At 74.2% G+C, this 26829-nt stretch carries 26 protein-coding genes; 15 read left to right on the top strand and 11 right to left on the bottom strand.

Annotated features, from left to right (window positions below):
• Window positions 1–86 precede the first annotated feature (86 nt).
• From BLT72_RS08340 to BLT72_RS08325, 4 genes are read left to right on the top strand one after another with little or no spacing between them, the layout of a single operon-like run.
• The gene (locus BLT72_RS08340; protein ID WP_091411936.1) at window positions 87–2537 is read left to right on the top strand and encodes a DNA gyrase/topoisomerase IV subunit A; all 2451 of its coding nucleotides are present in this window, start codon (window positions 87–89) and stop codon (window positions 2535–2537) included.
• Between the two features lie 37 nt (window positions 2538–2574).
• Window positions 2575–3090, top strand: a complete 516-nt coding sequence (locus BLT72_RS08335) for a beta-class carbonic anhydrase (protein ID WP_091411934.1) — start codon at window positions 2575–2577, stop codon at window positions 3088–3090.
• The gene (locus tag BLT72_RS08330; protein ID WP_091411928.1) at window positions 3090–3704 is read left to right on the top strand and encodes a flavin reductase family protein; all 615 of its coding nucleotides are present in this window, start codon (window positions 3090–3092) and stop codon (window positions 3702–3704) included. Before BLT72_RS08335 ends, BLT72_RS08330 begins: the two co-directional genes overlap by 1 nt.
• Window positions 3701–4576: a ribokinase gene (locus BLT72_RS08325; protein WP_091411925.1), complete on the top strand. Its 876-nt coding sequence runs from the start codon at window positions 3701–3703 to the stop codon at window positions 4574–4576. The genes BLT72_RS08330 and BLT72_RS08325 overlap by 4 nt, the downstream gene beginning before the upstream one ends.
• A 30-nt stretch (window positions 4577–4606) precedes the next feature.
• Here the strand turns inward: BLT72_RS08325 and BLT72_RS08320 are convergent, their stop codons facing one another.
• Entirely contained in the window at window positions 4607–4951 is a 345-nt protein-coding gene (locus BLT72_RS08320; RefSeq protein ID WP_091411923.1) for a VOC family protein, read from the bottom strand.
• Window positions 4952–5137: 186 nt separating this feature from the next.
• Between BLT72_RS08320 and BLT72_RS08315 the strand changes: the two genes are divergently transcribed.
• A complete protein-coding gene (locus tag BLT72_RS08315) occupies window positions 5138–5893 on the top strand; it encodes a CDP-alcohol phosphatidyltransferase family protein (RefSeq protein WP_231930443.1) in 756 nt (251 codons plus the stop codon).
• A gap of 290 nt (window positions 5894–6183) precedes the next feature.
• Here BLT72_RS08315 and BLT72_RS08310 read toward each other — a convergent pair whose 3' ends face one another.
• Window positions 6184–8259: a DNA gyrase/topoisomerase IV subunit B gene (locus BLT72_RS08310; RefSeq protein WP_172826042.1), complete on the bottom strand. Its 2076-nt coding sequence runs from the start codon at window positions 8257–8259 to the stop codon at window positions 6184–6186.
• Between the two features lie 277 nt (window positions 8260–8536).
• Between BLT72_RS08310 and BLT72_RS08305 the strand changes: the two genes are divergently transcribed.
• The 3 genes from BLT72_RS08305 to BLT72_RS08295 all read left to right on the top strand — a co-directional run bounded on the left by BLT72_RS08305 (window position 8537) and on the right by BLT72_RS08295 (window position 11073).
• Entirely contained in the window at window positions 8537–8734 is a 198-nt protein-coding gene (locus tag BLT72_RS08305; RefSeq protein ID WP_091411920.1) for a DUF7455 domain-containing protein, read from the top strand.
• A gap of 111 nt (window positions 8735–8845) precedes the next feature.
• Window positions 8846–10429, top strand: coding sequence for a cellulase family glycosylhydrolase (locus tag BLT72_RS08300; RefSeq protein ID WP_197677237.1), 1584 nt, complete (start codon window positions 8846–8848; stop codon window positions 10427–10429).
• A gap of 56 nt (window positions 10430–10485) precedes the next feature.
• Window positions 10486–11073 carry a GNAT family N-acetyltransferase gene (locus BLT72_RS08295; protein ID WP_091411918.1) on the top strand — a complete coding sequence of 196 codons (588 nt, stop codon included), beginning with the start codon at window positions 10486–10488 and terminating at the stop codon, window positions 11071–11073.
• A gap of 37 nt (window positions 11074–11110) precedes the next feature.
• Here BLT72_RS08295 and BLT72_RS08290 read toward each other — a convergent pair whose 3' ends face one another.
• Together BLT72_RS08290 and BLT72_RS08280 are read right to left on the bottom strand one after the other, a co-directional pair.
• The gene (locus BLT72_RS08290) at window positions 11111–11890 is read right to left on the bottom strand and encodes an alpha/beta fold hydrolase (RefSeq protein ID WP_091411916.1); all 780 of its coding nucleotides are present in this window, start codon (window positions 11888–11890) and stop codon (window positions 11111–11113) included.
• A gap of 510 nt (window positions 11891–12400) precedes the next feature.
• On the bottom strand, window positions 12401–13318 hold the full coding sequence (locus BLT72_RS08280; protein ID WP_091411913.1) for a TylF/MycF/NovP-related O-methyltransferase: 918 nt from the start codon (window positions 13316–13318) through the stop codon (window positions 12401–12403).
• A gap of 158 nt (window positions 13319–13476) precedes the next feature.
• Between BLT72_RS08280 and BLT72_RS08275 the strand changes: the two genes are divergently transcribed.
• Entirely contained in the window at window positions 13477–13821 is a 345-nt protein-coding gene (locus BLT72_RS08275) for a rhodanese-like domain-containing protein (RefSeq protein WP_231930441.1), read from the top strand.
• Window positions 13822–13911: 90 nt separating this feature from the next.
• On the opposite strand, the gene BLT72_RS08270 is transcribed toward BLT72_RS08275, so the two are convergent.
• On the bottom strand, window positions 13912–15588 hold the full coding sequence (locus BLT72_RS08270; RefSeq protein ID WP_091411907.1) for an FAD-binding dehydrogenase: 1677 nt from the start codon (window positions 15586–15588) through the stop codon (window positions 13912–13914).
• 198 nt (window positions 15589–15786) lie between these two features.
• Between BLT72_RS08270 and BLT72_RS08265 the strand changes: the two genes are divergently transcribed.
• Window positions 15787–17007 carry a Gfo/Idh/MocA family protein gene (locus BLT72_RS08265; protein ID WP_091411905.1) on the top strand — a complete coding sequence of 407 codons (1221 nt, stop codon included), beginning with the start codon at window positions 15787–15789 and terminating at the stop codon, window positions 17005–17007.
• An 81-nt stretch (window positions 17008–17088) separates the two neighbouring features.
• Here BLT72_RS08265 and BLT72_RS08260 read toward each other — a convergent pair whose 3' ends face one another.
• Window positions 17089–17901, bottom strand: coding sequence for an alpha/beta fold hydrolase (locus BLT72_RS08260; protein ID WP_157720359.1), 813 nt, complete (start codon window positions 17899–17901; stop codon window positions 17089–17091).
• A 185-nt stretch (window positions 17902–18086) separates the two neighbouring features.
• Here BLT72_RS08260 and BLT72_RS08255 point away from each other — a divergent pair, with 185 nt between their 5' ends.
• The gene (locus tag BLT72_RS08255; protein ID WP_091411900.1) at window positions 18087–18395 is read left to right on the top strand and encodes a YciI-like protein; all 309 of its coding nucleotides are present in this window, start codon (window positions 18087–18089) and stop codon (window positions 18393–18395) included.
• Between the two features lie 14 nt (window positions 18396–18409).
• Here BLT72_RS08255 and BLT72_RS08250 read toward each other — a convergent pair whose 3' ends face one another.
• Window positions 18410–18859 carry an iron chaperone gene (locus BLT72_RS08250; RefSeq protein WP_091411898.1) on the bottom strand — a complete coding sequence of 150 codons (450 nt, stop codon included), beginning with the start codon at window positions 18857–18859 and terminating at the stop codon, window positions 18410–18412.
• Between the two features lie 169 nt (window positions 18860–19028).
• On the opposite strand from BLT72_RS08250, the gene BLT72_RS08245 reads away from it, so the two are divergent.
• Window positions 19029–20180 carry a Kelch repeat-containing protein gene (locus tag BLT72_RS08245; protein ID WP_157720358.1) on the top strand — a complete coding sequence of 384 codons (1152 nt, stop codon included), beginning with the start codon at window positions 19029–19031 and terminating at the stop codon, window positions 20178–20180.
• Here BLT72_RS08245 and BLT72_RS08240 read toward each other — a convergent pair.
• Together BLT72_RS08240 and BLT72_RS08235 are read right to left on the bottom strand one after the other, a co-directional pair.
• A complete protein-coding gene (locus BLT72_RS08240; RefSeq protein WP_197677236.1) occupies window positions 20169–21044 on the bottom strand; it encodes an NAD(P)-dependent oxidoreductase in 876 nt (291 codons plus the stop codon). The two genes, BLT72_RS08245 and BLT72_RS08240, sit on opposite strands and share 12 nt — an antisense overlap.
• A gap of 114 nt (window positions 21045–21158) precedes the next feature.
• Window positions 21159–21878, bottom strand: coding sequence for an alpha/beta hydrolase (locus tag BLT72_RS08235; RefSeq protein WP_231930439.1), 720 nt, complete (start codon window positions 21876–21878; stop codon window positions 21159–21161).
• Window positions 21879–22129: 251 nt separating this feature from the next.
• Here BLT72_RS08235 and BLT72_RS08230 point away from each other — a divergent pair, with 251 nt between their 5' ends.
• Entirely contained in the window at window positions 22130–22678 is a 549-nt protein-coding gene (locus BLT72_RS08230) for a P-loop nucleotide/nucleoside kinase family protein (RefSeq protein WP_091411893.1), read from the top strand.
• 23 nt (window positions 22679–22701) lie between these two features.
• Here BLT72_RS08230 and BLT72_RS08225 read toward each other — a convergent pair whose 3' ends face one another.
• Window positions 22702–23397, bottom strand: a complete 696-nt coding sequence (locus tag BLT72_RS08225; RefSeq protein ID WP_197677235.1) for a TetR/AcrR family transcriptional regulator — start codon at window positions 23395–23397, stop codon at window positions 22702–22704.
• 78 nt (window positions 23398–23475) lie between these two features.
• Between BLT72_RS08225 and BLT72_RS08220 the strand changes: the two genes are divergently transcribed.
• The gene (locus BLT72_RS08220; RefSeq protein ID WP_231930437.1) at window positions 23476–25044 is read left to right on the top strand and encodes an MFS transporter; all 1569 of its coding nucleotides are present in this window, start codon (window positions 23476–23478) and stop codon (window positions 25042–25044) included.
• Window positions 25045–25148: 104 nt separating this feature from the next.
• The gene (locus tag BLT72_RS22705; RefSeq protein WP_091411888.1) at window positions 25149–25433 is read left to right on the top strand and encodes a hypothetical protein; all 285 of its coding nucleotides are present in this window, start codon (window positions 25149–25151) and stop codon (window positions 25431–25433) included.
• Between the two features lie 20 nt (window positions 25434–25453).
• Here BLT72_RS22705 and BLT72_RS08210 read toward each other — a convergent pair whose 3' ends face one another.
• A complete protein-coding gene (locus BLT72_RS08210; RefSeq protein ID WP_157720357.1) occupies window positions 25454–26578 on the bottom strand; it encodes a trypsin-like serine peptidase in 1125 nt (374 codons plus the stop codon).
• Window positions 26579–26829: the final 251 nt, after the last annotated feature.

Raw genomic sequence — 26829 nt, 5'->3', positions numbered from 1 at the left:
GACACGGGTCCCGCCCGTGTGCGCGGTGTCCGGGACAGCCGCCCGCGGCGGGCAGAATCGGCCCGTGGACCAGCACGGGACGAACCATGGCGCGTAGCAGCCGGACCGCGCCGCCGCCGGACGACGACTTCGTCGAGCGCATCCTCGACGTCGACGTGTCCTCGGAGATGCAGACGAGCTTCCTCGAGTACGCCTACTCGGTCATCTACTCCCGGGCCCTGCCGGACGCCCGCGACGGCCTCAAGCCGGTCCAGCGGCGGATCCTCTACTCGATGAACGAGATGGGGGTGCGGCCCGACCGCGCCCACGTGAAGTGCGCCCGCGTCGTCGGCCAGGTGATGGGTCTCTACCACCCGCACGGCGACACCGCGATCTACGACGCCCTGGTCCGCACCGCCCAGCCGTGGACGATGCGGCTGCCGCTGGTCGACGGGCACGGCAACTTCGGCTCGCTGGACTCCGGCCCGGCGGCCATGCGCTACACCGAGTGCCGGATGGCCACCGCCGCGGCCGCGATGACCGACGGCCTCGACTCCGACACCGTCGACTTCAAGCCCAACTACGACGGCAAGGACGTCGAGCCGACCGTCCTGCCCGCCGCGTTCCCCAACCTGCTGGTCAACGGCGCTTCCGGGATCGCCGTCGGGATGGCGACCAACTGCGCGCCGCACAACCTCGTCGAGGTCGTGCAGGCCCTGCGGCACCTGATCAGGCACCCCGAGGCCGACCTCGACGCCCTGATGCGGTTCATCCCGGGACCCGACCTGCCCAGCGGCGGCAAGATCATCGGCCTCGACGGGATCCGGGACGCCTACCGGACGGGCAAGGGCTCCTTCCGCATCCGCGCCACGGCCCGCATCGAGCAGGTGCACCCGCGCCGCAAGGGCATCGTCGTCACCGAGCTGCCCTACATGGTGGGCCCGGAGCGGGTGATCGAGCAGATCAAGACCCTCGTCACCGCCCGCAAGCTGCAGGGCATCGCCGACGTCAAGGACCTCACCGACCTGTCCACCAACGGGACCCGGCTGGTCATCGAGGTCAAGAACGGCTTCAACCCCGAGGCCCTGCTCGAGCAGCTCTACAAGCTGACGAAGATGGAGGACAACTTCGCCATCAACGCGGTGGCGCTGGTCGAGGGGCAGCCGCGGACGCTGAGCCTGCACGACCTGCTGACCGTCTTCCTCGAGCACCGCTACGAGGTCACCCGCCGCCGCACCGCCTTCGCCCGCCGCAAGGCCGAGGAGCGGCTGCACCTGGTCCAGGGCCTCATCCTGGCCATCCTGGACATCGACGACGTCATCGCCATCATCCGCGGCAGCGACGACACCGCCGCGGCCCGTGCCCGGCTGCGCGAGGCGTTCGACCTCAGCGAGCTGCAGGCCAACTACATCCTCGAGATGCCGCTGCGCCGGCTCACCCGCTTCAGCACCCTCGAGCTGGAGACCGAGCGGGACGCCCTGACCGCGGAGATCGCCGAGCTGAGCGCGATCCTGGACGACGCCGACCGGCTCCGCTCCCTGGTCGGCGACGAGCTCGCCGCGATCGCCAAGGCGCACGGCACGCCCCGCCGGACCATCCTGCTGGCCGCGAGCGGGGTGGCGACCACGGCGACCGCGGCCCCGCTCGAGGTGGCCGACGACCCCTGCCGCGTCCTGCTCTCCTCCACGGGTCTGCTGGCCCGGACGGCCGACGCCGAGCCGCTGCCCGAGGGCGGCGACCGCACCAACCACGACGTCGTGGCCTCGACGGTCCTCGCCACGGCCCGGGGCGACGTCGGCCTGGTCACCAGCGCCGGCCGGGTCGTCCGGGTCAACGTCCTGGACCTGCCCACCGTCCCGACGACGGCCAGCGCCCCCAACCTGCAGGGCGGCACGCACGTCAGCGAGCTGGTCACGCTGGAGCCCGACGAGCAGCCCCTGGCGCTGACCACGCTGTCGCCGGACTCGCCCGGGCTGGCGCTGGGCACCGCGGGCGGCGTGGTCAAGCGCGTCAACGCCGAGGTGCTGGCCAAGGACGCCTGGGAGGTGATCCGGCTGGAGCCGGGCGACCGCGTCGTCGGCGCGGTCGAGCTGCGCAGCCCCGACGTCGAGCTGGTGCTCATCTCCAGCGACGCCCAGCTGCTGCACTTCCCGGCCGCGGCGGTCCGGCCCCAGGGCCGGGCCGGTGGCGGCATGGCCGGCATCAAGCTGGCCGCCGGCGCGCGGGCGGTGTTCTTCGGCGCCGTCCCCTCCGCCGACGCGCTGGTGGTCACGGTGGCGGGCAGCTCGGCGGCCCTCCCGGGCACCGACGCGGGCGCGGTCAAGGTGACGCCGTTCAGCGAGTACCCGGCCAAGGGCCGCGCCACCGGCGGCGTGCGCTGCCACCGCTTCCTGCGCGGGGAGGACACCCTGCTGCTGGCCTGGGCCGGCCCGGCCCCGGCCCTGGCCGCGGCGGCCAGCGGGGCCCCGGTCGAGCTGCCGCCCGCCGACGGCCGACGGGACGGCTCGGGCGCCCCCTCCGCCCAGCCGATCGCCGCCGTCGCGTCGCCGCGGACATGAGCCGGGACCGGTGACCGGCGGTCCTACGCTGGGCGGCGTGAGCGCGACATCTCCGGCCGGGTCAGGCTTCGCCGACCTGCTGACCCGCAACGCCGGCTACCAGACCGGCTTCCAGCACGGCAACTTCGACGGCATCGCCCACGCGGGCGTCGCCATGGTCACCTGCATGGACTCCCGCATCGAGCCGCTGGAGATGATCGGGCTCAAGATCGGCGACGCCAAGATCATCCGCACCCCGGGCGGCCGGCTCACCCCGGACGCGCTCGTGGGCTGCGTGCTCGGGGTGCACCTGCTCGGGGTGGAGCGCATCCTCGTCGTGCCCCACACCCGCTGCGCGATGGCCAGCGGCGAGGACGCCGACATCGTGGCCAAGGCCCGCGCAGCGACCGGGGAGGACCTGAGCGACCTGCGGATCGGCGCCTCACCCGACCAGCACGCGCGGCTGCTCGAGGACGTCACGGCGCTCCGCGAGCACCCGCACCTCGCCGGACGGGCGCTGGTGGGCGGCTTCCTCTACGACGTCGACACGGGCGCCCTGACCCAGGTCCTGTGATGGGGACCCACTTCTACCGCCCCGACGAGGGCCACCGGCTGCCGCACGACCCGTTCAACGCGATCGTGGGTCCGCGCCCCATCGGCTGGGTGTCCACGCTGTCGGCCGACGGCGTCCGCAACGTCGCCCCCTACAGCTTCTTCAACGCCTTCAACTACACCCCGCCGATCGTCGGCTTCTCGAGCACCGGCTACAAGCACTCGGTGCGCAACATCGCGGAGACCCGCGAGTTCACCTGGAACCTCGTCACCCGCCGCCAGGCCGAGGCGATGAACGCGACCGCGGCCACCGTCGGCGCCGAGGTCGACGAGTTCGAGCTCGCGGGGCTGACCGGGGAGCCCTCGACCGAGGTCCGACCCGACCGGGTCGCCGGGGCCCCCGTCACCTTCGAGTGCCGGCTGACCCAGCAGATCCGGCTGACCGACCGGCACGGGGTCGACCTGGACGCCTGGATGAGCCTCGGCGAGGTCGTCGCCGTGCACATCGACGAGGACCTGCTGGTCGACGGCGTCTACGACACCGCCCGGGCCGAGCCCGTGCTCCGCGGTGGTGGTCCGACCACCTACTTCGCGGTCAGCGCCGACCAGCGCTTCCACATGGTGCGGCCGGCATGAGCGCCGTCGTGGTCGTCGGCTCGGTCAACGCCGACACCTCGCTGCACGTCGCCCGGATCCCCGGGCCGGGCGAGACGGTGCTGGCGCACGGCTCGCGCACCTCACCCGGCGGCAAGGGGGCCAACCAGGCCTGCGCCGTCGCCCGGGCCGGCGCCCGCAGCATCCTGGTGGGGGCCGTGGGCACCGACGCCCCCGGCGCCATGCTGGTCGACGAGCTGGGGCGCCGCGGCGTCGAGCTGGACCAGCTGCTCCGGCTGCCCGACGTCGAGTCCGGCGGCGCCACCGTGCTCGTCGACGACGCGGGCGAGAACTGCATCGTCGTCACCGGCGGCGCGAACGCCGCCCTCACCCCGGCGCAGGTCACCGCCGGGCTGGCGGGCGCCGACGACGTCGGGCTGGTGCTCACCCAGGGCGAGCTGAGCGTCGCCTGCGTCGAGGCGGCCGCCGCCTGGGCCGCCGCGCACGACGTCCGCTTCGTGCACAACCTCGCGCCCTACCGGCCGGCGACCCCGGAGCTGCTCGCGCTCTGCGACCCGCTGGTGGTCAACGAGCACGAGGCCGCCGACCTGGCGACCGCCCTGGGCGCCGGCCCTGAGGGGACCGACGCCCTGCTGGCCCTGCTGGCGCAGCACTGCCGGTCGGTGGTCATCACCCTGGGCGGCGACGGCGCCGTGCACGCCTCCACCGCCGGATCCGGCGCCCAGGCCAGCGCGCGGGTCGAGGTGGTGGACACGACCGGGGCGGGCGACGCCTTCGTCGGGGCCGCCGCCGCGGCCCTGCTCACCGACGACGACCTGGGCCGGGCGTGCGCCGCCGGGGTGGCCGCCGGCGCCGCCGCGGTCCAGCACCGGGGCGCCCAGCCGGAGCTCTGAGGCCGCCCCGGCGCGCACCGGCGGCGGCCCTCAGGCCGGACGCTGCATCAGCCCGACCTGGTTGCCGTCCGCGTCGGCCAGCACGGCCAGCAGCAGCCCGCCCCCGACGTCGTGCGGGGTCTGCACATCCGTCGCGCCGACGCCGAGCAGCTGCTGCCGGCTCGCCTCGACGTCGTCGACGGGCCAGTAGCCCACCGGACCGGTGAGCCCGCTGCGGTGGCCGTTCGGGTCGAGGCCGATCTGCTGCTCGCCGGCGGCGTAGCCGACGTAGTAGGGCTGGTCGGTGTGCGGAGCGCCGAAGAGCGCGGTGTAGACCCGCTTCGCCGCCTCCAGGTCGCGCACGGGGTAGACGATCGTCTGCAGTCCACCGGTCATGGTCGTCCTCTTCTCGGTCGTGCCGTCGCGCTCGGAGGCGACGGCGCCTCACCCGGTCGACGACTCCGAGGGCCTGGGTGTGACCAGGTCCGCGACGCGGGTCCGACCTTCCCGCGGACCGCCGGCCGGCTGTGGGAGACTCCGCCGGACCGGACTGCCGTCGGCCGGCACCGCAGGAGGAGCTCCGTGACCACCATCGACGCCGCCGCGACCCCCGGGACAGCCTCCCGAGGTCTGCGGGCCGCAGGGTGGGCCCTGCACCTCTACACCGCGAGCGGAGCCGTCCTGGGCCTGCTCGCCGTGCTCGCGGCCGTCGACGGACGCACGGTGCAGGCGCTGTGGATCCTGCTCGCCGCCCTCGTGGTCGACGGGACCGACGGCACCCTGGCCCGTCGGCTGCGGGTCAAGGAGACCATCCGCGGCTTCGACGGCGCTCGGCTCGACGACATCGTCGACTACCTGACCTACGCCTTCGTCCCCGTCGTGCTGCTCTGGACCGGCGGCTTCCTCCCCGACGGCCGCTGGGGCACGGTGCTGGCCGGGGTGCCGCTGCTCGCCTCCTGCGTGCAGTTCTGCCGCACGGACGCGAAGACCGACGACCACACCTTCCTCGGCTTCCCCAGCTACTGGAACGTCGTCGCCTTCTACGCCGTGGTCCTCGACCTCGCCCCGGCGGTCACCGCGACCATCCTGGTGGTCTGCTCGGTGCTGGTCTTCGTCCCGGTCCGCTACATCTACCCGTCGCGGACGACGACGGCGCGCAGCCTGAACCTCGGCCTCGCCGGCCTGTGGCTGGTGCTCTACGCCGTCATCCTGCTCGGCATGCCCGACCCGAGCCCGGTCGCCGTCGCGCTGTCGCTGGCCTACATCGGCTACTACCTCGTCGCCAGCCTGCTGCTGACCCTGCGCCGGTCGCGGACCGGCGCCGGCACGGCCCGCTAGGCCTGCCCACCCGTCCAGAGCGCCGGGAGGCGCACCGGTCGACGGCCGGTCGGTGGGATCCCTGGGCCCCCGGGCCGCCGTGGGTCCCCCACTTCACACCCCTGCGGTGGTCCTCGCGGCCGCTGCACGGGGTGTGGAGCACACCGACGGGGTGTGAAGTGGGGGTCAGACCTCGACCCGGGACGCGCCCCTCGACCCGGCCCTGCTGCCTCAGCCCGGGGGCGCGGGTGCGGGGGTGCGGGCACCGACGCGGGCGGCCACCGGCCCGGGCGCAGGAGCGGGTGAGCTCCTCAGGCGTCGATCGCGGCGGCGTCGAGGGAGTAGGCGCCGTCGATGATGAACTCCTTGCGCGGGCCGACGTCGTTGCCCATCAGCATCTCGAAGACCGTCTCGGCCATCAGCCCGTCGTCGACGGTCATCCGGCGCAGCGTGCGGTGCCGGGGGCTCATCGTCGTCTCGGACAGCTGGTCGGCGTCCATCTCGCCGAGGCCCTTGTAGCGCTGCGGCTCCTTGAAGTTGAGCCCCTTCTTCGTCAGCTCGGCGGCCTTGCGCTGGTACTCGGCGTCGGAGTAGGTGTAGATGAAGCGGTCCATCCCCTTGCGCGGGTTGGTCAGCTCGAAGCGGTGCAGCGGCGGCACGGCGGTGTAGACCCGCCCGGCGTCGACCAGGGGCCGCATGTAGCGGAAGAACAGCGTCGCCAGCAGGCAGCGGATGTGGGCGCCGTCGGAGTCGGCGTCGGCCATGAAGATGACCTTGCCGTACCGGGCCGCCTCCATGTCGAAGCTGCGGCCGCTGCCCGCCCCCACCACCTGGATGATCGAGGCGCACTCGGCGTTCTTCAGCATGTCGCCGACCGAGGCCTTCTGGACGTTGAGGATCTTGCCGCGGATGGGCAGCAGGGCCTGGAACTCCGAGCTCCGGGCCAGCTTGGCGGTGCCCAGCGCCGAGTCGCCCTCGACGATGAACAGCTCGGACCGGTCGACGTCGTTGCTCCGGCAGTCCGCCAGCTTCGCGGGCAACGACGACGACTCCAGCGCGTTCTTGCGCCGGGTCGCCTCCCGGTGGGCCCGTGCTGCGACCCGGGCGCGGGACGCGCCGACGACCTTCTCCAGCACCGCCCGCGCCTGCGCCTTCGGGGCCGCCTTGGTGGAGCCGAGGAAGGCGGTCAGCTCGCGGTCGACCACCTTGGACACCAGCCGCGAGACGGCCGGCGTGCCCAGCACCTCCTTGGTCTGCCCCTCGAACTGCGGCTCCGCCAGCCGGACCGTGACGACGGCGGTCAGGCCCTCGAGGACGTCGTCCTTGACGACCTCCTCCCCGGCCTTCAGCAGCCGCTTGCCCTGCAGCGCGCTGCCGACGCTCTTGGTCAGCGCCCGCTCGAAGCCGGCGACGTGGGTGCCGCCCTTGGGGGTGGCGATGATGTTGACGTAGGAGCGCAGCGTCGTGTCGTAGCCCTCGCCCCAGCGGACGGCGACGTCCACCTCGAGCTCGCGCTCCACGTCCGTCGGCTCCATGTGCCCGGCGTCGTCCAGCATGGGCACGGTCTCGGTGAACCGGTCGGTGCCCTGCAGCCGGATGACGTCGGTGAGCGAGCGGTCGGGCGCCAGGAACTCGCAGTACTCCGAGATGCCGCCCTCGTGCCGGAACGTCTCCCGGGCGACCTCCGCGGTGCGGGCGTCGGTGACGTGCAGGGCGAGCCCCGGCACCAGGAAGCTGGTCTGCCGGGCGCGGTTGTGCAGGTCCGTCAGGGACAGCTGGGCACCGGCGAGGAAGATCTGCCGGTCGGGCCAGTAGACGACGCGGGTGCCCGTCCGGCCCTTGGCGACCCGCCCGGCCTTGCGCAGCGCGCCGCCGGGGGTGAAGGCCGCGTCGGGGCCGGGGCCGTCGAAGGTGCCGGGCACGCCCCGGCGGAAGGACATCGTCCAGGTCGCGCCCAGCCGGTCCACCTCGACGTCGAGCCGGGTGGACAGGGCGTTGACCACGGAGGCACCGACGCCGTGCAGGCCGCCGGTCGCGTTGTAGGAGCCCGCGCCGAACTTGCCGCCGGCGTGCAGCTTGGTGAAGACGACCTCGACGCCGGACAGGCCCGTCCGCGGCTCGATGTCGACCGGGATCCCGCGGGCGTGGTCGACGACCGCGATGCCGCCGTCGGCCTGCAGGGTGACCGAGATCTCCTGCCCGTGACCGCCCAGCGCCTCGTCCACGGCGTTGTCGATGATCTCCCACAGGCAGTGCATGAGCCCGCGGGTGTCGGTCGAGCCGATGTACATCGCCGGGCGCTTCCGGACCGCCTCGAGCCCCTCCAGGACCAGCAGGTGCCGGGCCTCGTACTCACGGTTCTCGGTGGCAGCGGGGGCGGGGGACACGCCGTGAGGGTACCCCTGCCGACACCTTGGACCCGGAACGTAGGCTGACTGCTCCAAGGGTGTCCCCAACGCCCGCGGAGCAGTGGTCGTGGTCCCGGCAACGAGGCGCGGCAGTTGTTACACAAGAGTCATGGCGCCGAGATGGGGAAAGGGAACAATCGGAGCCACGTTGGATGTTGACTAGATGGAGGGGGACGGGGCCACCCGGCGCCAACCACCACCGGCAAGTTCCCCCCGAACGAAGATCATCTCTGATCATCAGGAAGCGAGGCCTCCCGTGAGCACTTCAGTCATCGAAGGTGCCGAGTTGACTGCGGCCGATCGTTGCGATCGGTGCGGAGCCCAGGCATACGTCCGCGTCACCTTGGCCAGCGGGTTCGACCTCATGTTCTGCGCGCACCACGGCAAGGAGCACGCCGACAAGCTGCGGCAGGTGGCGCTCGAGATCCACGACGAGTCCGCGAAGATCAAGTAGCGGACCCCCTGATCACCGTCCGACCCCTCCGTCGTCGCCGACGGAGGGGTCGCGCGTTTTCCGGGCCCCGAACGCCGGTCAGGCCAGGGGTCCAGACCCTAGGCTGAGCCGGTGACGCGACGGCTCCTCCTGACGCGGGGCCGCGGCCTCGCCCTGCTGGTCTGTGCTGTGCTGTGCGTCATGCGACTCTCCGCCGCCGGCCCCGGGGCCCGGACCGAGGCGGCCGCCGCCGGGGGCCCGGTCGGCTGGTTGCACGCGTCCGGCTCCACCCTGCTCGACGCCCGCGACCGGCCCCACACCATCCGGGCCGTCAGCTGGTTCGGGATGGAGACGCCGTCCTGCGCTCCGCACGGGCTGTGGCAGATCAGCCTCGACGACGGTCTCGCCCGCATCGCGTCCTTCGGCTTCAACACCGTCCGGCTGCCCTTCTCCAACCAGTGCCTCGCCGCGGGCGCGACCGAGGGCGTCGACGCCGCGACCAACCCCGACCTGCAGGGCCTCACCCCGCTCGAGCTGATGGACGCCGTCGTCGCCCGCGCCCAGGCCCACGGCCTCAGCGTGCTGCTCGACCGGCACCGACCCGGATCCGACGCCCAGTCGGAGCTGTGGGCCACCGCCGCCTACCCCGAGTCGCGCTGGATCGAGGACTGGACGATGCTCGCGGAGCGCTACGCCGACACCCCGGCCGTCGTCGGCGTGGACCTGCACAACGAGCCGCACGGCGCCGCCTGCTGGGGCTGCGGCGACCCGGCCCGCGACTGGGCGGCCGCGGCGACCCGGGCGGGCAACGCGGTGCTCGCGGTGAACCCCCGGCTGCTGGTGGTGGTCGAGGGGGTCGAGCGGCAGGCCGACGGGCAGGGCACCTGGTGGGGTGGCAGCCTCGCCGACGTGGCCGACCACCCGGTGACCCTCGACGTGCCGGGCCGGGTCGTCTACTCCCCGCACGACTACCCCGCCTCGATCTACCCGCAGCCCTACTTCTCCGACCCCGCCTACCCGGCGAACCTCGAGCCGCTGTGGTCCGCCCGCTGGGGCTACCTGCAGGAGCAGGGCATCGCGCCCGTGCTGCTCGGCGAGTTCGGGACCACACTGCGCACCGCCAGCGACCGGGCCTGGCTGTCGACGCTGGTCGCCTACCTGGACCGGACCGGCGCCAGCTTCGCCTACTGGTCGTTCAACCCGAACTCCGGCGACACCGGCGGACTGGTCGCCGACGACTGGGTGACGCCGCAGTCCGACAAGCTCGCCGCCCTCGCGCCGCTGCTCGGCCCCGGCCGGCCGGTCGACCCGGCGCCCCGGCCGACCGCGAGCCCGACGCCCGTCCTCTCCCCCACCCCGACGCCCGCGCCCGCCCCGTCGGTGACCCCGACCGGGCGTCCGGCCGGCCCCGCCGGACCCGCAGGTCTGAGTGCTCGCTGGACGCCGCGGGAGTCGTGGGCGGTCGGCTACGTCGCCGACGTCGAGGTCCGGGCGAGCGGCGGCGGCCGGTCCGGGTGGACGCTGCGGGTCGAGGACCCGGCCGCGACGGCGGTCACCAACGCGTGGGGCATGAGCTGCGCCGTGGCCGGGGGCGTCATCACCTGCACCGGCCAGGACTGGGCGGCCGCGGTCCCGGCCGGCGGCAGCGTCCGGGTGGGTCTGCAGGTGCAGACCGAGGGCGTGGCGCCCGGCTCGCCGCGCCTCACCGTCTCCTGATGCCTGGCACCTCCCTTGACCCGGCACCGACGGCCGGCGCGCGCTAGCGTGCCGGTGTGCCCGCCGAGCTCGAGACCCGGCCCGTGGGGCCGCCCGAGCTGGGGGTCCTGGAGCGGCTGTTCGCGTCCGAGCGCACCACCCGGCACTGCTGGTGCACGGCCTTCTGCACCAGCCGCGCCCGGTTCGCGGCCGGCTGGTTCGGCGGCGGCAACCGCCGCCGGTTCGAGGCGCTGGCCGGGGGCGAGCTGCCGATGGGCGTCCTGGCCAGCCGGGACGGGGAGCCGGTCGGCTGGGGTGCGGCGGGGCCGCGGTCGCGCTACCTGGGCGCCGACCCGGCGCGGCACCCGCTGCTCCGTGACCGCTCCCGGGCCGAGGACGGGATGGTGTGGCTGCTGCCCTGCCTCGTCGTGCACGCCGACCACCGCCGGCGCGGGGTGAACCACGCCCTGGTCGAGGCCGCCATCGCGCTGGCCCGGAGCCACGGGGCGGTCGCCGTCGAGGGCTGGCCGCTGGCGGCCGGGGAGGACCGGCCGGCGGACGCCTTCGTCGGGCGCGAGCAGCTGTTCGCCGAGCTCGGCTTCCAGCAGGTCGACCGCCCGGCGCCCGGACGCGTCCTCGTGCGTCTCGACCTGCCCACCACCTGAGCGCACCCCCGCTCGGCCAGCACGGGCTCGCCCGTGTTCAGCCGGCCAGGTCCGTGCGGCGGAGCCACTCGGCGAGCAGGGCGGCCAGCAGCTCCGGCTGCTCGTGGGGCAGCGCGTGGCCCGCGCCGTCGAGGACGGCGAGCGTCGCCCGGGGGTGCTGCGCCAGCAGGTCGACGGCCGCGGCGTAGCCGACGGTCGAGTCCTGCCGTCCCGCCACCACCAGCGTGGGACCGCCGAAGGCCGGCCCGTCGGGCGCCGTCAGCTCCCAGCGCTCCCCCATCCGCTCGAGGGCGGCCGCGTCGACGAGGGGCGCGGCAGGAGCGACGAGACGCTGGTAGCGCTCCAGCATGGCCGGCGTCTGCAGGACGAAGTAGCCGCGGAAGTCCTCGTCACCGAGGCGGTCGGCGACGACCAGCGGCCGGTGCGCGGGGACATCGCGGACGCCGGGCAGCAGCGGGCAGACGAGGGCGAGCCCGGCGACCTGGTCGGGCCGGCGGGCGGCGACGGCCTGGGCGTAGTGGGCGCCGGCCGAGTGCCCGACGACCAGGGCCGGCCCGCCGCCCAGGACCTCGTCCCCGAAGGCGAGCAGCACGTCGAGCACGTCGTCAGCGCTCCGCAGGGACGGGGGTGCCGGCGTCCGCCCCTGGCCGGGCAGGTCCGGGTAGAGGCGCCGCAGCCCTCCGTGAGCACCCAGGGCCGGCTCGAAGCACGCCTCGGCCTCGCGGTGGTCGACCCCGGCCCCGTGCAGGACGAGCACCGGCGTCCCCGCGCCGTGCTCCTCGTAGTGCACCGTGACGTCTCGGACCCGGCCTTCCACGGCGCGACCCTAGCGTCGCCGGAGCCGGCCGGGCAGCCCCGGGCTCAGCCGTCGACGGCCACGACCGGCTGGCGCAGGATCGTCCGCGACCGGGCGGGTGCGGTGCGCCGGGCGTCGCTCAGGTAGACCTCGTGGTGCCGACCCACCCTGTGCAGCGACCGGGCCGGGATGTGGTCGCTGCGCAGGGTGGGTCGGCACGTAGGCGAGGGGGAAGAGCGCGCCGACGGCGTCGGCGCAGACCTGCGCCGTGCTGGTCGCCGCGCCCGTCGACCACCAGGTAGGTCAGCGGCGGCACCTCGACGACGGAGAAGGTCCCGCGCCGGGCGGTGCAGCTGGCGCTCTCCCGCTCGAGGTCGGTCGTCACCGTACGGCTCCCCGCACCGTCGACAGCCGGCCGGCCGGCCGGTCGCGGCCTCCCCCGCGGGCACGCGGACGAGGGCCGACCCGCCCCGGCGTGCTCCCCAGCTCACGGTCGGAGCCTTGGACCGGGCTCCCGATGCAGGTGGTCGGTCACGGGAGACGCACCGCGTGCAGCTTGGCACGCCGCTCCAGGCGGAACCCCGGTCGGCCCGCGAAGTACTCGTCGACCGCCCGCTTGCAGCCCGACCAGGCGTCGTAGTCGTCGAGGACCAGGCGGCCGCCCGGGACGAGCAGGGGGGCCAGCCGCTCGAGACAGGTGAGCGTCGACTCGTACCAGTCGCCGTCGAGGTGGGCGAGCGCCACCGGCTCGGCCAGGTCGATCGTGTCCTGGAAGAGCCCGCGGACGAGGTCGACCCGGTGGCGGCCGACCTCCACGCCGCAGCGGGCGAAGGACTCCCGGACCTCGCTGTAGAGGTCGTCGCGGTAGCCGTAGTACAGCTCGCCGCCGACACCCCGGGACCCGCCGTCGCGGATCAGCCGGTAGCGGCGGTGCACGTCCTCGCCGTCCTTCTCCGACGGCGCCGGGATCATCCCGAAGACGTCGTAGACCTTCATCGGCCGCTCCGGGGCCTTCGCGGCCGCCATCACGATGGCGGACCCCCCCCGCGCCGTCCCCGCCTCGACGACCAGCCCCGGCCGACCGTCGCGCTCGAGGGCGACCACGAGGCGCGCGAGCATCGCGAGGTTGTCCCGGGAGAGGTAGCTGAGGTGCTCCCGGTGCACCCGGTCGACCGTCTCCACGACGGCCGGCGGCAGCACCACCTCCGGGTCCGGGTCGCGCAGGGAGGCGCGCATGGCCGCGATCTCCTCGGTGCGCCGACGGAGCTCCTCGGTCAGCCGGGCGATCTCGGCGTCCCGGGCGCGGACCCTCGTGCGCGCTCGTCGCAGGCGCTTGCGGAGGAGCTCGACCTCGGCTTCGTCCGGCCCGCTGCGGTGCGCACGTCCCAGGCTGCCGGCCAGCCGGTCGGCGAGCCGCGCACCCCGTCGGGCCAGCGCGGGAGGGAACATGGCGCCGCTCCTGGGGTCCGGGACGGGGGGTGCCGATGCTAGTTCACCGACGACGGGGCCGGGGACGGTGCGACAGACCCGCGTGCGCGGTCCAGTGCTCGCCGCGCTGCGGGGTGCCCGGTGGTCCGGCGGATCCCGCGGGAGGCGATGCTGTCGGCGTGAGCATCGAGGAGACGCTGGCGGCGTCGCGTCGTGGTGTCCGGCGGCTGACCGCGGTGGAGGCGCGGGCGGCCGCGCGCGCGGGGTCGCTGCTGGTCGACACCCGGACCGAGTCGCAGCGTGCCGAGCAGGGCGACCTCCCGGGCGCTCTGGTGATCGACCGGACCGTGCTCGAGTGGCGCCTCGACCCGGCGTGCGACGCGCGCATCCCCGAGGCAGCCGGCTACGACACCGAGATCATCGTGGTGTGCCGGCAGGGCTACAGCTCGAGCCTGGCGGCGGCCTCCCTGCGGGCCGTCGGCCTGCGCAGGGCCACCGACCTCATCGGTGGTGTCGAGGCCTAAGTCGCCGCCGGCCTGCCGCTGCACCGCGGACCCGCTGACCTGCGCCGCTGAGCGGCTCCCGGTTCCCCGGGGGAACCGGCCCGGCGGCGGTCAGAGCTGGGCGGCCAGGGAGCGGCCGGCGGTGCGGCCGGTGAGGATGCAGCCGCCGAGGAAGGTGCCCTCGAGGGCGTTGTAGCCGTGGGCCCCGCCGCCGCCGAAGCCCGCTGCCTCACCGGCGGCGTACAGGCCGGGGACCGGTGCGCCGTCCCCGTCGAGGGCGCGGCCGTCGAGGTCGGTCTGGATCCCACCCAGGGTCTTCCGGGTGAGGATGTGCAGCTTCACCCCGATCAGCGGTCCGTGGGCGGGGTCGAGGATCCGGTGCGGCTTCGCGGTCCGGGTGAGCCGGTCGCCGAGGAAACGTCGGCTGGTGCGGATGCCGTTGACCTGCGCGTCCTTGCTGCAGGGGTTGGCGATCTGGGCGTCCCGCTGCTCGATCTGGGTGCGGAGGTGAGCGGGGTCGAGCAGCGGCTTCTCCGTGAGCCGGTTCATCCCGGCGACGAGCTCGGCCAGGTCGTCGGCGACGACGAAGTCGGCGCCGTGCTCCTTGAACGCCTCGACGGGGGGCGGGGCGCCGCGGCCCAGCCGGCTGCGGATCACCAGGCGCAGGTCGTGGCGGGTGATGTCGGGGTTCTGCTCGGAGCCCGACAGGGCGAACTCCTTCTCGATCATCGTCTGGGTGAGGATGAACCAGGAGTGGTCGTACGGGGCGATGTCGGGGGTGCTGCGCAGCAGCCTGAGGGTGCCGAGGGTGTCCGACCCGGGCAGTCCGGGGGCGGGGAGCCGCCGGCCGAGCGCGTCGAACCACATCGAGGACGGGCCCGGCAGGATCCGGATGCCGTGCCGGGGCCAGACGGGGTCCCAGTTCTGGATGCCCTCGGTGTAGTGCCACATCCGGTCCTTGTTCACCAGCCGGACGCCGGCCGCTTCGGCGATGTCGAGCATCCGGCCGTCGACGTGGGCGGGGACGCCGCTGATCATCTCCCTGGGCGGGGTGCCCAACCGGGCGGGCCAGTTCCGGCGGACCTGCGCATGGTCGGCGCCGATCCCCCCGGTCGCCAGCACCACGGCCTGGCCGGTCAGCTCGAACTCCGCCACCTCGTCCCGGTTCGAGGTCACCCCGCGGGCGGAGCGGTCGGGGGCCAGCACCATGCCGCGGACCCCGACGACCGCGCCGTCGGCGACGACCAGCCCGTCCACCCGGTGCCGGTGGTGGAACGTCACGGCCCCCGACCGGGCGGCGTCGCGGGCCTGGTCGGCGAACGGCTCGGAGATGCCGGTGCCCGAGCCCCACGGCACGTGGAAGCGCGGCACCGAGTTCCCGTGCCCGCCCGCGGTGCCGTCACCGCGCTCGGCCCAGCCCACCAGGGGGGTGAACCGGACGCCCTGGGACTCCAACCACGCACGCTCCTCCCCGGCTGCGAACTCGACGTGGGCCCGGCCCCACCGCGCCGCCCACGCGTCCTGCGGGTGGTCCCCGTCGAGGCGGTCCCACCCCGCACTGCCCTGCCAGTCCTGCCAGGCCAGGTCGAAGGAGTCGCGGACGCCGAGGCGGCGCTGCTGCGGGGTGCCCACCAGGAAGATCCCGCCGAACGACCAGAACGCCTGCCCGCCGAGGTTCGCCTCGTTCTCCTGGTCCACGATCGCGACCCGACGGCCGGCGGCCACGAGCTCGCGGGCCGCCACCAGGCCGGCCAGGCCGGCCCCCACGATGACCACGTCGGCGTCCATGTCCGCACCCTCCTCGGCCCAGCCGGCGCGACGGAGCCGGCCGGCCCAGTGTTCCTGATCGGGTGCCGGCCGGGACGCCATCCGCCCGGTCGCGCCGTCGTGGCGCGGGCCGGCCGTTGTACAGTCAGCGCGCCTGCTCGGCCGCGACCGCGGCCCCGAGCACCACCACTCGACCACCAGGACAAAGAGGTCTGCGTCATGAAGATCGGCGTCATCGGCACCGGACAGTTCGCCCGGAGCTTCATCGCCCTGTGGCAGCTCCACCCCGACGTCGAGGAGGTCTACGTCACCGACCTCGTGCCCGAGCGTGCGGCTGAGCACGTCGAGCGGCACGGCCTCGCGGGCAGCTTCGCCAGCATCGAGGAGATGCTGGCCTCCGACGTCGACTCCGTCGCCGTCATGACCCAGCGCTGGACCCACGGCCCGATCGTGCTGCAGGCGCTCGACGCGGGCAAGAACGTCTACTCCGCGGTCCCGATGGCGATCAGCGTCGAGGAGATCGAGGCGATCGTGAGGAAGGTCGAGGAGACCGGCCTGATCTACATGATGGGCGAGACCAGCTACTACAACCCCGCCGTGGTCTGGGCGCGCGGCCAGGTCGCCGACGGGGCCTTCGGACGGGTCTTCTACTCCGAGGGCGACTACCTGCACGACATGGACAACGGCTTCACCGCCGCCTACCAGTACAGCGGCGGCGACGACTGGAAGGCCACCGCCAGCTACCCGCCGATGCTGTACCCGACCCACGCCATCGGTGGTGTGCTGGGCGCGCTGTCGACCTACGCGACGTCGGTCAGCTGCATCGGCATCCGGGACGACCGCGGCGACGGCGTGTTCGACCGTGACGTCTCCCTGTGGGACAACGACTTCTCGAACATGACCTCGCTGATCGAGCTGGCCGACGGCGGCACGATGCGGCACAACGAGTTCCGCCGCCTGGGCTACTGGAAGGGCCACGAGTCCCGGTTCCGGTTCTACGGCACCGAGCAGGTCTTCGAGCAGTCCGGCCACGGCGCGACGCTGAGCGTGAAGACCGAGGGCGAGGACTACGCGAAGGGTGAGACCCGGGACATCAGCGAGCTCTTCTTCACCCACGGCGGACAGGTCCCCGAGGGCTTCGGGGACGTCGACCCGGCCCTCATGCAGAGCTTCACCTCGGGTACCGCGCCCGTGCAGGACCGCGCGCGGCTGCCGGCGGAGTTCGAGGGCGCCCACAACGGGCACGAGGGCAGCCACCACTTCCTGGCCGACGACTTCGTCCGCGCCGTGGTCACCACGACCCAGCCGCCGGTCAACGCCTGGCGGGCCGCCCGGTTCACCCTCCCGGGCGTGGTGGCGAACGACTCCGCCCGCCAGGGCGGCGCCCGGCTGCCCGTCCCGGACTTCGGCGACGGCCCCGCCGACCCCGGCTGGGACTGACGCTCCGCTGAGGGGCTCGCCGTCCGGCGACCGGACGGCGAGCCGCCGCGGGGACCGGCTCCGCTCCCGGCCACCGGGAGCCTAGAGCCGCGCGGCCCGCGTCTGCTCGAGGTGCTCCTCCACCCGGTCCAGCCACTCGGTCACGAGCACGTCGACGAGCCGCGACTGCTCCGCGAACGCCAGGTGGCCGGCGCGGTCCAGCACCGCGAGCGTGGTGCGCGGCATCAGGTCCAGCTGGTCCACCAGCCGGTGGTGGCCCCCGGGGTCCTGGCGACCGACGATGATCAGCCCGGGTCCGTCGAAGCTCCGGAGCGGCTCGTCGACGTGGGAGAACCGGGGCCCCTGGTCCAGCCGGTCGAGGAACGCCACGTCGCAGGAGGCGACCCCGGGCATCGTCCAGGCCCGGATCTCCTCGAGCACCGTGCGGGTGCGGACCTTGAACAGGTCCAGGAAGGGCCGCTCGTCCTCGGTCAGGGCCTCCCGGAAGCCGGTGTCCTCCCGGACCACCGGCGTGCTCAGGCCGTCCGGCTCGACGTCGTTGGCCGGGGACAGCTGCAGGGTCGCCAGCACCCGCTCGGGGTGGCCGTGCCGGAGAGCCGTCGCCAGCGTGCTGCCGTAGGAGATGCCGGCGACCGCCACCGGCTGGTCGCCGACCACCTCGTCCAGGAACTCGACGACGGCCTGCAGCACGTCGTCGTAGGTCCTGATCCAGTCCGGCCCCGGGGTGCGGCCCTGACCCGGCAGGTCGAGGTGGAGCCGCCGCCAACCGGTCCGGCCGACGAACGCGGGCTCGAAGGCGGCCAGGGTCTGCCGCGCGTCGCCGGGCGACCCCGACAGGGCCAGCAGCGGGATCCCGCGGCCGAGCTCGGTGTAGCTGAAGGTCGAGCCACGCACCCGGCACTGCCGAGCCGGGACGTCGACCGGCGTCCACGGCCGGGGTGACCAGCGCGTGGACGCACCCCCACCGTGCTCCTGCGCCATCGTCGCCGTCCCCTCGTCCGGGTTCCCGGCCACCGTAGCGCCGGGGCGGCACCGGCGTCCTGTGGTGCGGCACCCGCCCGCTGCACGACACTCGACCCATGGCCTACCACCTGCTGGAGTACGTGCTGGTCGACGACTACCTGGCTCGTCGCGCCTCCTGGCGCGAGGCGCACCTGGCGCTCGCCCTCGAGGCCCGCCGACGCGGAGACCTGGTCCTCGCGGGCGCCCTCGCCGACCCGCCCGACCGAGCGGTGCTCCTCTGGCGGACGGAGGACCGCTCGGTCGTCGAGCGCTTCGCCGTCGACGACCCCTACGTGCGCCACGGTCTGGTCACCTCCTGGACCATCCGCCCCTGGACGGTCGTCATCGGCGAGGAGCCCGAGGCCGCTCAGGTCGGTCCGACCTGAGGGGTCGGGGTGGGTCACGCGGTCGGCCCGACCGCCCTCCGGACGAGCTCGTCGACCCGGGTCGCGACGGCCGCGGACATCCCGGTCACCGCGAACTCGGTGGGCCACATGACCCCGTCGTCGAGCTGCGCCACGTCGCTGAAGCCGAGCGTCGCGTAGCGCGCGCCGAACTTGGCGGCGGCCTTGAAGAAGCACACCACCTTCCCGTTCTCGTCGACGTAGGCCGGCATGCCGTACCAGGTCTTCGGCCGCAGGCCGGGCGCCGCCTCGCTGACGAGGGTGTGCACTCGCTCGGCGAGGGAGCGGTCGTCGTCGGGCAGGGCGGCGATCGCGTCGAGGCAGGCCTGGGCCTCCTCCGCCTTCTTCGCTCCCCCGCGGCCGGAGGACCGCAGCTCGGCGGCCCGCGCCCGCATCGCGGCCTTCTCGGCGTCGGTGAAGCCTGCACTCTGGTCGGTGACGGTCATGACGGACTCTCCTCGTGTTGATGGACGCTCACACCCCGATGACGACGCCGGGGACACCGATGTGACGGCCGCGGTTCGCTGCGGCAGCCGGGGGTCCGTTCGACGCCGAACCGCAACCTCGAGGCCCTGGCCCGGCGCGGCGCTCTCTGGGACCGTGTCGTGGGTGGGCGTGACCAGGAGAGCTGCCGCCGCGCTCGTCGCCTGCGTCCTGCTGCCCGGCTGCGGGTCGGTCGCGGACGCGTTGCCCGCCGAGGCACCCGTCTTCCCGGCCGGGGTCGGCGCGTGGTCACGACTGCCGCCCAGCCCCCTGTCCGCTCGTCACGAGGCCGCCGGCGCCTCGCTGGGCGGCCGCTTCTACGTGGTGGGCGGCTGGTCGGACCCGCCGTGCCCGCCGGCCGCGAGCTGCGCGGCGCCGGCCCGGCCGCCCCACCGGGACGGCGCGGCCTTCGATCCGGCCACCGGCCGCTGGCGGGCGATCGCGCCGGCGCCCACCCCGGTGGGCGGGGTCCTCCAGATGACCGTCGTCGGGCAGCGGCTGTATGTGCTGACCGGCTCCCTCGACCGGGCCGACAGCCCCGTCAGCTTCCTCTCCTACGACCCCGGTGCCGACGCCTGGTCGACGCTGCCGGCACCGCAGCTGGCCGACCCCCAGCTGGTCGCGGCCGGGACGAAGATCGTCGCGGTGGGGTGCTCCGACGAGCAGGAGGCCGCCGTCGACGCGGTGTTCGACCCGGTGACCGAGCGCTGGCGGCGGCTGCCCGACGACCCGCTCGGCCCGAGCTACGGCCGCAGCGCCGCCTGGCTCGGTGACCAGCTCCTGCTGACCGCCTCCGACCTGGTGCCGAGCCCGGGCGCGGACGGCCCCCCGCTGACCCGGCTGGCTGTGCTCGACGACGGCCTCACCGACTGGACCCTGCTGCCCGACAGCGACATCGTCGGCGGGCACCCGACCTGGGTCGCGGACCGGGTCGTGTTCCCGATGACCGGGTCGGAGGACGGCGGGACGATCGGCACCTGGGGTCGCCACCACGCCAACGGCGCCATCCTCGACCCGGCCACCGGCACCTGGACGTCACTGCCGGAGCCCCCGGAGGGCCGCAGCGCCCTCGACGGGGTCATCGGCAGCGTCGGCGACCGGACCCTGGTCGGCGGCCAGCTGCTCCAACCCCGGACGCGGACCTGGACACGGGTGCCGGCGGCGCCCTGGGGCCAGGGGTACCGGACCAGCCAGACCATCGTCACCGGTCCGGACGGCGTCTTCGTCTGGGGTGGCTCCGACGAGGCGGACAACCTGGCAGAGGGCTACCTCCTACCGCTGTGACGTGGGGCGTTGCCCGTCCGAACGGGCGGCCAGGGCGTGGATGACGCCCACCATGTCGAGCCCGCCGTGCCCGAGGGCCTCCGCCTCGAGGAACAGCTCCCGCGCGACGTCGAGGAGCGGGGTGGCCGTGCCGCTCCCCCGGGCCAGCGCGGCGATCAGGTCGGTGTTGTAGCGGACGTCGGCCAGCCGGGCCTGCACGGCGAGGTCGCCGGCCACGAGCTTGGCGAGCTTGCCGCGGGAGACGTCGCTGGCCATCGGCCCGGCGTCCAGGACGTCGCGGAGGACCGCGAGGTCGAGACCGTGCCGCTCGGCGTACTCGGCCGTCTCGGCCAGGCCGGTCACCAGGGTGATGAGGTAGAGGTTGACGGCCAGCTTCATCGTGAGCCCGGACGGCACCGGCCCGCACACGAAGGTCTGCCGGCACATCGGCTCGAGGAGCGGGCGGACCAGGCCCACCGGACCGGCGTCACCGGCCATCAGGGCGACCAGCGTGCCGTCGAGGGCCGGCTGGCGGGAGCCGGAGACCGGGGACTCGACGTAGCGGCCGCCGGCGGCGACCACGTCCACCTCCAGGCCCGCGGAGTAGGACGGGGCCGTGGTGCCCATGGCCACGACCGTCCGGCCCGCCACCAGCCGGGCGAACCGCGCCGTCCCGCGGGCGAGCACCTCGTCGACGACCTGGCCGTTGGCGAGCATCAGCAGCACGACCTCGCACGCGTCGAAGACGTCGTCCGCCTCCCGCGCGACGGTGGCGCCGGCGTCGGCGAGGGGCCGGAGCCGCTCCGGGCTCCGGTTCCAGGCCACGACGTCGACGTGACGCGCGAGGTTGAGGGCCATGGGCTGCCCCATGACCCCTGTGCCCACGAAGCCCACCTTCATGCCCACCTCCGCCTCCGTCGCCCCGGACCGCCGTCCTCCGGAGGACCCTGGTGCGGGTTCCCGGCACCAGCGGTCCAGGCGTCCCGACGCCCGTCGGCCTCAGCGTGCCAGAGCCCAGGCCACCATGCGCGCGAGCTCGGCCGCCCAGAACGGGTCGCCGTGGTCGCCGACCCGCTCGGCCAGCACGACGTCGGCGCCGGCACCACGGAGCGCGTCCGCCCAGCGGGTCGCGTTCTCGAGGAACCACGGCTCGAGCGTCCCGGCGACCAGGTAGGTGCGCGGGAGCGGGCGCGGCAGCACCGCAGGCGGGTGGTGACCACCGCCCGGCGACGCGCAGAAGACGACGCCGTAGACGTCCGGGTGCCGGAGCCCCAGGGCGAGGGCCAGCTCTCCGCTGGCCGACACGCCGCACACGGCCGTCCGTCCGGCCGGCAGCGCCACCCCGAAGCGCGTGCGCACCCAGCGGCGGACCTCGTCGACGAAGAAGGCCTCGTGAGCCGCGAACCGCTCCGCGTCGAACGAGGGCGAGTACTCACCGATCCGTGCCATCGGGTCCTCGTCGTCCGTGCGGTGGACGCCGACGATCATCGTGGACGGCACTCCGGCGGCCTCGAGATGACCACCCCAGGGAGCGATCAGCTGGCCGTCACCGGCGAAGACGACCAGCTCAGGGGGCTCGGGCGGCACGTACACCGTGACCTGCCGTCCGCCGTCGAACGGGAACGTCGTCGTCACGAGCGCCCCGGCCATCGGATCGGCGCGCGCCGGGACCGGTACCCGATCGGCGGCACCAGCTCCGTCGCCCTGGGGCTCGTCCACGGGCCGCACCTCGCTCCGCCGGGTCCCGCCTCCGGGGACTTGGACCGCACCCGGCGCTGGTCCAGGACGGTAGCGCACCGGCCGCCGGCCCGGCGGGGTCCGGCGGCAGGACCGGGCCGTGACCGACGACGCGCGACCGCCCCGGTGCGCGACCGAGCACGGTGCGCCCGGAAGGTCGCGATGAGCCCGGTGCTGCCGGCGGGTCCCACCGGCGGGAGCTCCCGGCCCCCGGGCGGGACTAGCGTTGCCGGGTGACCCTCTACCTCATCGTCGGTCTGCCCGGAGCCGGGAAGACCACCCGGGCGAAGGAGCTGGAGGTCAGCGAGTCCGCCCTCCGGCTGACCCCCGACGACTGGCAGAGGGCGATCTTCTGCGACGACAGCCCGACGCGGTGGCGCTCGTCGGAGCGCGTGGACCACCGGGAGCGGATCGAGGGCAAGCTGGTGGAGGTCGGGATGCGCGCCGCCCAGCTGGGGGTCGATGTCGTCCTCGACTTCGGCCTGTGGGGCCGGGACGAGCGCTCGGCGCTCCGGTCGATCGCGGCCTCGCTGGGGATCGTCGCCCAGGTCGTCTACCTGCCGATCGACTACGCGGAGCAGCGCCGGCGCGTCACCAGCCGCTACGCGAGCGAGCCAGGGCAGTTCCAGATGGACGACACCGAGCTGGAGGGGTGGCACGGGGTGTTCCAGGTGCCGGACGAGGACGAGCTGAGCGGCGCCCCGATCCCGCCGGTCCCGCCCGGTCACCGGACCTGGTCGCACTGGGCGTCGACGCGCTGGCCCTCGCTGCCGGAGCTGTAGCCCGGGCCGCCGCTGACCGCGCGTCAGCCCCCGGGCCGCAGGCCGAGGGCCGGCAGGACCACGCCGTCGATGATCGACACCAGGAAGGCGCGGTCGACCGGCTTGCGCTGCGCGAGCGTGCGGTAGGCGGCCATCGAGGGCCCGATCTGGGCGATGGTCTCGATGTCGGCGTCGGGCCCGACCTCGCCCCGGTCGACGGCCCGCTGCATCAGGGCGCGGTTGACCGCCGTGCGCGGTTCGGTGATCGCCAGGCCGACGGCCTCGGCGAGCTGCGGGTCGCGCGAGAGCATGGACACGACGGCGCCCATCACCTGCAGCTTGCGCTCGCTCTCCTCGAGCGAGTGCGGCCGGATCATGGCGAGCAGGTCCCCGCGGAGCGTGCCGGTGTCGGGGAGGTTGTCGGGGGTGAACTCACCCTGCTTCATGCAGGCGATGGCGTCGACCACCAGCTCGGCCTTGGAGGACCAGCGGCGGTAGAGCGTCGCCTTGCCGGCCTTGGCCCGGGCGGCGACCATGTCGATGGTCATCCGCTCGTACCCGCACTCCGCGAGCACGTCGATCGCGGCCTGCAGGATGTCCGCGTCGCGGGTGTGGTCGCGCTTGCGCCCCAGCTTCGCGGGCTGGTCGTCCTCGACGCCGTCGTCGGCGTCCTGCACCTCGCCGGCGCGCCCGTCCCGGACCAGATCCTGCTGCGCCATCGCGGCTGTCTCCTTCTGCATCGAGGACCAGCATACGGTACGACGAAGTTCTGGAACCGAATGGTTCCGGAACTGACCAGTACCGTATAGGCTCCTCCCATGCCTCCTCCCATGCCTCCTTCCACTCCTCCCGCCGGCGCTCCGCCGGCGAGCGCCCCGCTGCCGAGCACGGCGGAGCCCGAGCCGTCGTCGCGCCGCTGGTGGACCCTCGCGGTCGTCGCGCTCGCCCAGCTGATGGTCGTCCTCGACGCGACCGTCGTGAACATCGCGCTGCCCTCGGCCCAGGCCGACCTCGGCTTCAGCAACGGCGACCGCCAGTGGGTCGTCACCGCCTACTCCCTCGCCTTCGCCAGCCTGCTGCTGCTGGGCGGTCGCCTCTCCGACCTCGTCGGCCGCAAGCGGATGTTCATCATCGGCCTGGTCGGCTTCGCCGCCGCCTCCGCGCTGGGCGGTGCGGCCCAGTCCTTCGACCTGCTGGTCGCGGCCCGTGCCCTGCAGGGCGTGTTCGCCGCGCTGCTGGCCCCGACGGCGCTCGCCGTGCTGACCACGACCTTCACGATCCCGCGGGAGCGCGCCCGGGCGTTCGGCGTCTTCGGCGCCCTCGCCGGCGCCGGCGGCGCGATCGGCCTGCTGCTGGGCGGCGTGCTGACCGAGAAGCTCGACTGGCGCTGGAACCTCTACATCAACGACGTGATCGCCGTCGTCGCCGTGGTCGGCGCCGTGTTCCTGGTGCCGAACCTGCACCGCACGGGCCCGCGCCCGAAGCTGGACGTGCCCGGCACGCTGCTCGTCTCGGGCGCCCTCTTCGGGCTCGTCTACGGCTTCTCGAACGCCGAGTCCGACGGCTGGGGCTCCCCCGGCACGTGGGGCTTCCTCGGGGGTGCCGCGATCCTGCTCGTCGGTTTCGTGCTCTGGCAGCGCCGGGCGGCGCACCCGCTGCTGCCGCTGGTGATCCTCCGGGACCGCAACCGCACCGCGGCCTACGCGTCGGTGCTGATCGCCGCGGTCGGCATGTTCGGGGTGTTCCTCTTCGTCACCTACTACGTCCAGGAGACCCTGCACTACTCACCGATCCGCACCGGCGTCTCGTTCCTGCCCATGATCGTGATGCTCGTGCTGGCGGCCCAGCTCTCGACCAACGTCTTCGTGCCGCGCTTCGGCCCGAAGGTCATGGTGCCGATCGGCATGGCGCTGGCCGTGACCGCGATGGTGCTGTTCACCCGCCTCGACGTCGACAGCGCCTACGCACCCACCCTGCTCGTGCCGCTGATGTTCATGGGCGCGGGGATGGGCACGATCATGCCCGCGTCGATGCAGACCGCCACCCTGGGCGTGGACCGGCAGTACGCCGGTGTCGCCTCCGCGCTGGTGAACACCAGCCAGCAGATCGGCGGCTCGATCGGCACGGCGCTCCTCAACACCCTCGCCGCGACGGCAGCGACGCACTACCTCGCCTCGCACGGCCCCGTCACGGCCGCGGTCGGCGCGGCCGCGACGGTGCAGAGCTACGCCACCGCCTACTGGTGGTGCGCCGGGTTCTTCGCCTTCGGCGGCCTGCTCGCGGCCGTGGTGTTCCGCCGGCGGGGCCACGGCCTCTCGCTCGCGCACGCCCACCCGGCCGCCCTGCAGCCGCTCGACGCGCCCGTCGCGGAGCCGGTCGGAGCCTGAGCAGCCGGCTCGCCCGGCGCGGCCCGGCCGGGCCGGGCAGCTGGGGCCTCTCCACGTCGGGCGGTGTCGGTGGGGCGTCGTAGGCTCCTCCGCGTGAGTCGACGATGAGCAAGCTCGACGCCCAGCGGGCGATGCGTGAGGCCAGGTACGCCCGGGACAACGCCAGCGGGCCCACCCGCCGCGAGGCGGCCGCGGCCGCGGCCGCCGGGACACCGACGGCCCCGGCCGCTGCCGCTCCGGTGGCTGGGCGGACCAAGCCCGTCCAGGCTGCGAAGGCTGTTCCGGCCGCTGCTGCGCCCACCGGCGAGCGCTGCGGGCACAAGTCCATGAACGGCCGGGAGTGCACCCGGGAGGCGGGCCACCCCGAGAAGAGCCACCGCTACGGCTGACCCTCCAGCGCGGGCCGCCCTCAGGGGTGGTCGTTGCGGGCCCGGATGATCAGGTCGACCATCCGCGAGCCGCCCGAGGCCCCGTTGGTGCTCACGTTCTGCCAGCTCTGGTCGGCGACCAGGCGAGGCCAGGGCTCGTCGCGCCACCACCCGAACATCGGTCCGCCGGACTGGCCCGGGATGACGTCGGCCTGGTGGCGGATCACCTGGTTGGTGGCCGGCTGGTCGTCGTCCCCGTCCAGGGCGAAGTTCCCCTGGAACGTCGGCCGGCTGCCCCCGCTGATGTCCTGCGGGTAGCCGACGTGGCTCCAGTAGGTGCCGCCGTCCCAGGAGTCGTCGTAGGTGCGGGAGCCCATCCAGCCGGTCAGCTCCCCGACCGGACGGTCGAGGACGACGACCACGTAGTCGTTGCGCTCCTCCGTCCCCTCGATGGTGGGCCCCTCCACCTGCTCCTCCCAGTAGATGTGGGTGCCCCAGGCCGAGCCGAACGGCGTGCTGCCGTCGAAGTAGGACGGCATGAACTTGATCCACCCGGCGACGTCGGGGTCCGGGTTCGCGATCCAGCCGATGGCGTGGCTGCAGGTGAGGAGGTGCCGCGGCCCGACCATCGCGCCGGACGCCCAGCCCCCGTTCGAGGTCTCGACCCGGCCCGTCGTGCACCACGGGAACGCCGTGTCGCTGAAGGTGGTCCGGTCCTCGGGTGCGAAGACGGTGGTGGCCCACTTGGTGTCGTCGAGCGCGGCGAGGGGGTCGAACTTGACCTTGGTGCGCAGCTGCTCGGGCAGGTCGTCCGGCCGGAGCCGGCGGGCGAGGTGGTCGGGCAGGAACCCGGTCAGGGACTCCTGGTGGTCCTCCTCGCGCAGCAGCCTGCGCCGCTTCGAGAGCCGCTGCCCCTCCACGCCGGGCGCGAAGGCGTGCACGCCGATCGCGGTGCGGGGCGTGTCGAGGTCGACCCGGAACAGGCGGGTGTCGCGGTCGGCCACGAAGGTCGGTCGCACCTCCGCCACGGCCCGGCGCTCGGGCGCCGGCTCGCGTCCGGGGATGAACAGGGTCGTGGTGATCACGGCGTCGGGCACGGGGGCCAAGGCCTCACGCGTCCCGATCACCTGGTCGAGCACGTCGTAGGGAACTGGTTCGTCGGCCATGTTTCCTCCTCAGGTCGGTGACGTCGGTCGACGTCACCTGGGTGGAGGCGGCTCCGGCGCGGCAGATACGAGCCTCAGCGGAGCCCGAGCCCGGCCCGTCCACACCCCGTCGGTGCTGCTGCACCCCGTCGGTGCTGCTGCACCCCGAGCAACGGGCGCAGGAGCGCCGACCGGGTGCAGGAATACCGGAGGGGGCCGGGGCGAGCCCATTCCCACTCCACGGCGCCTCCTCGCCGGCAACAGCTCCCCGC

Origin of the sequence: Friedmanniella luteola (genome assembly GCF_900105065.1) — a bacterium.
Taxonomy (GTDB): domain Bacteria; phylum Actinomycetota; class Actinomycetes; order Propionibacteriales; family Propionibacteriaceae; genus Microlunatus; species Microlunatus luteolus.
Note: the sequence above shows the minus strand (reverse complement) of the source record. Positions and strands in the feature narration are given on the sequence as shown.

Bases quoted from the DNA above. Each gene is read 5' to 3' on its own strand.
- BLT72_RS08265 (WP_091411905.1), top strand. From the start codon at position 15,787: ATGAAGATCGGCGTCATCGGCACCGGACAGTTCGCCCGGAGCTTCATC.
- BLT72_RS08250 (WP_091411898.1), bottom strand. From the start codon at position 18,859: ATGACCGTCACCGACCAGAGTGCAGGCTTCACCGACGCCGAGAAGGCC.
- BLT72_RS08225 (WP_197677235.1), bottom strand. From the start codon at position 23,397: ATGCAGAAGGAGACAGCCGCGATGGCGCAGCAGGATCTGGTCCGGGAC.
- BLT72_RS08325 (WP_091411925.1), top strand. From the start codon at position 3,701: ATGAGCGCCGTCGTGGTCGTCGGCTCGGTCAACGCCGACACCTCGCTG.
- BLT72_RS08210 (WP_157720357.1), bottom strand. From the start codon at position 26,578: ATGGCCGACGAACCAGTTCCCTACGACGTGCTCGACCAGGTGATCGGG.
- BLT72_RS08280 (WP_091411913.1), bottom strand. From the start codon at position 13,318: ATGTTCCCTCCCGCGCTGGCCCGACGGGGTGCGCGGCTCGCCGACCGG.
- BLT72_RS08340 (WP_091411936.1), top strand. From the start codon at position 87: ATGGCGCGTAGCAGCCGGACCGCGCCGCCGCCGGACGACGACTTCGTC.
- BLT72_RS08255 (WP_091411900.1), top strand. From the start codon at position 18,087: ATGGCCTACCACCTGCTGGAGTACGTGCTGGTCGACGACTACCTGGCT.
- BLT72_RS08330 (WP_091411928.1), top strand. From the start codon at position 3,090: ATGGGGACCCACTTCTACCGCCCCGACGAGGGCCACCGGCTGCCGCAC.
- BLT72_RS08320 (WP_091411923.1), bottom strand. From the start codon at position 4,951: ATGACCGGTGGACTGCAGACGATCGTCTACCCCGTGCGCGACCTGGAG.
- BLT72_RS08220 (WP_231930437.1), top strand. From the start codon at position 23,476: ATGCCTCCTCCCATGCCTCCTTCCACTCCTCCCGCCGGCGCTCCGCCG.
- BLT72_RS08270 (WP_091411907.1), bottom strand. From the start codon at position 15,588: ATGGACGCCGACGTGGTCATCGTGGGGGCCGGCCTGGCCGGCCTGGTG.
- BLT72_RS22705 (WP_091411888.1), top strand. From the start codon at position 25,149: ATGAGCAAGCTCGACGCCCAGCGGGCGATGCGTGAGGCCAGGTACGCC.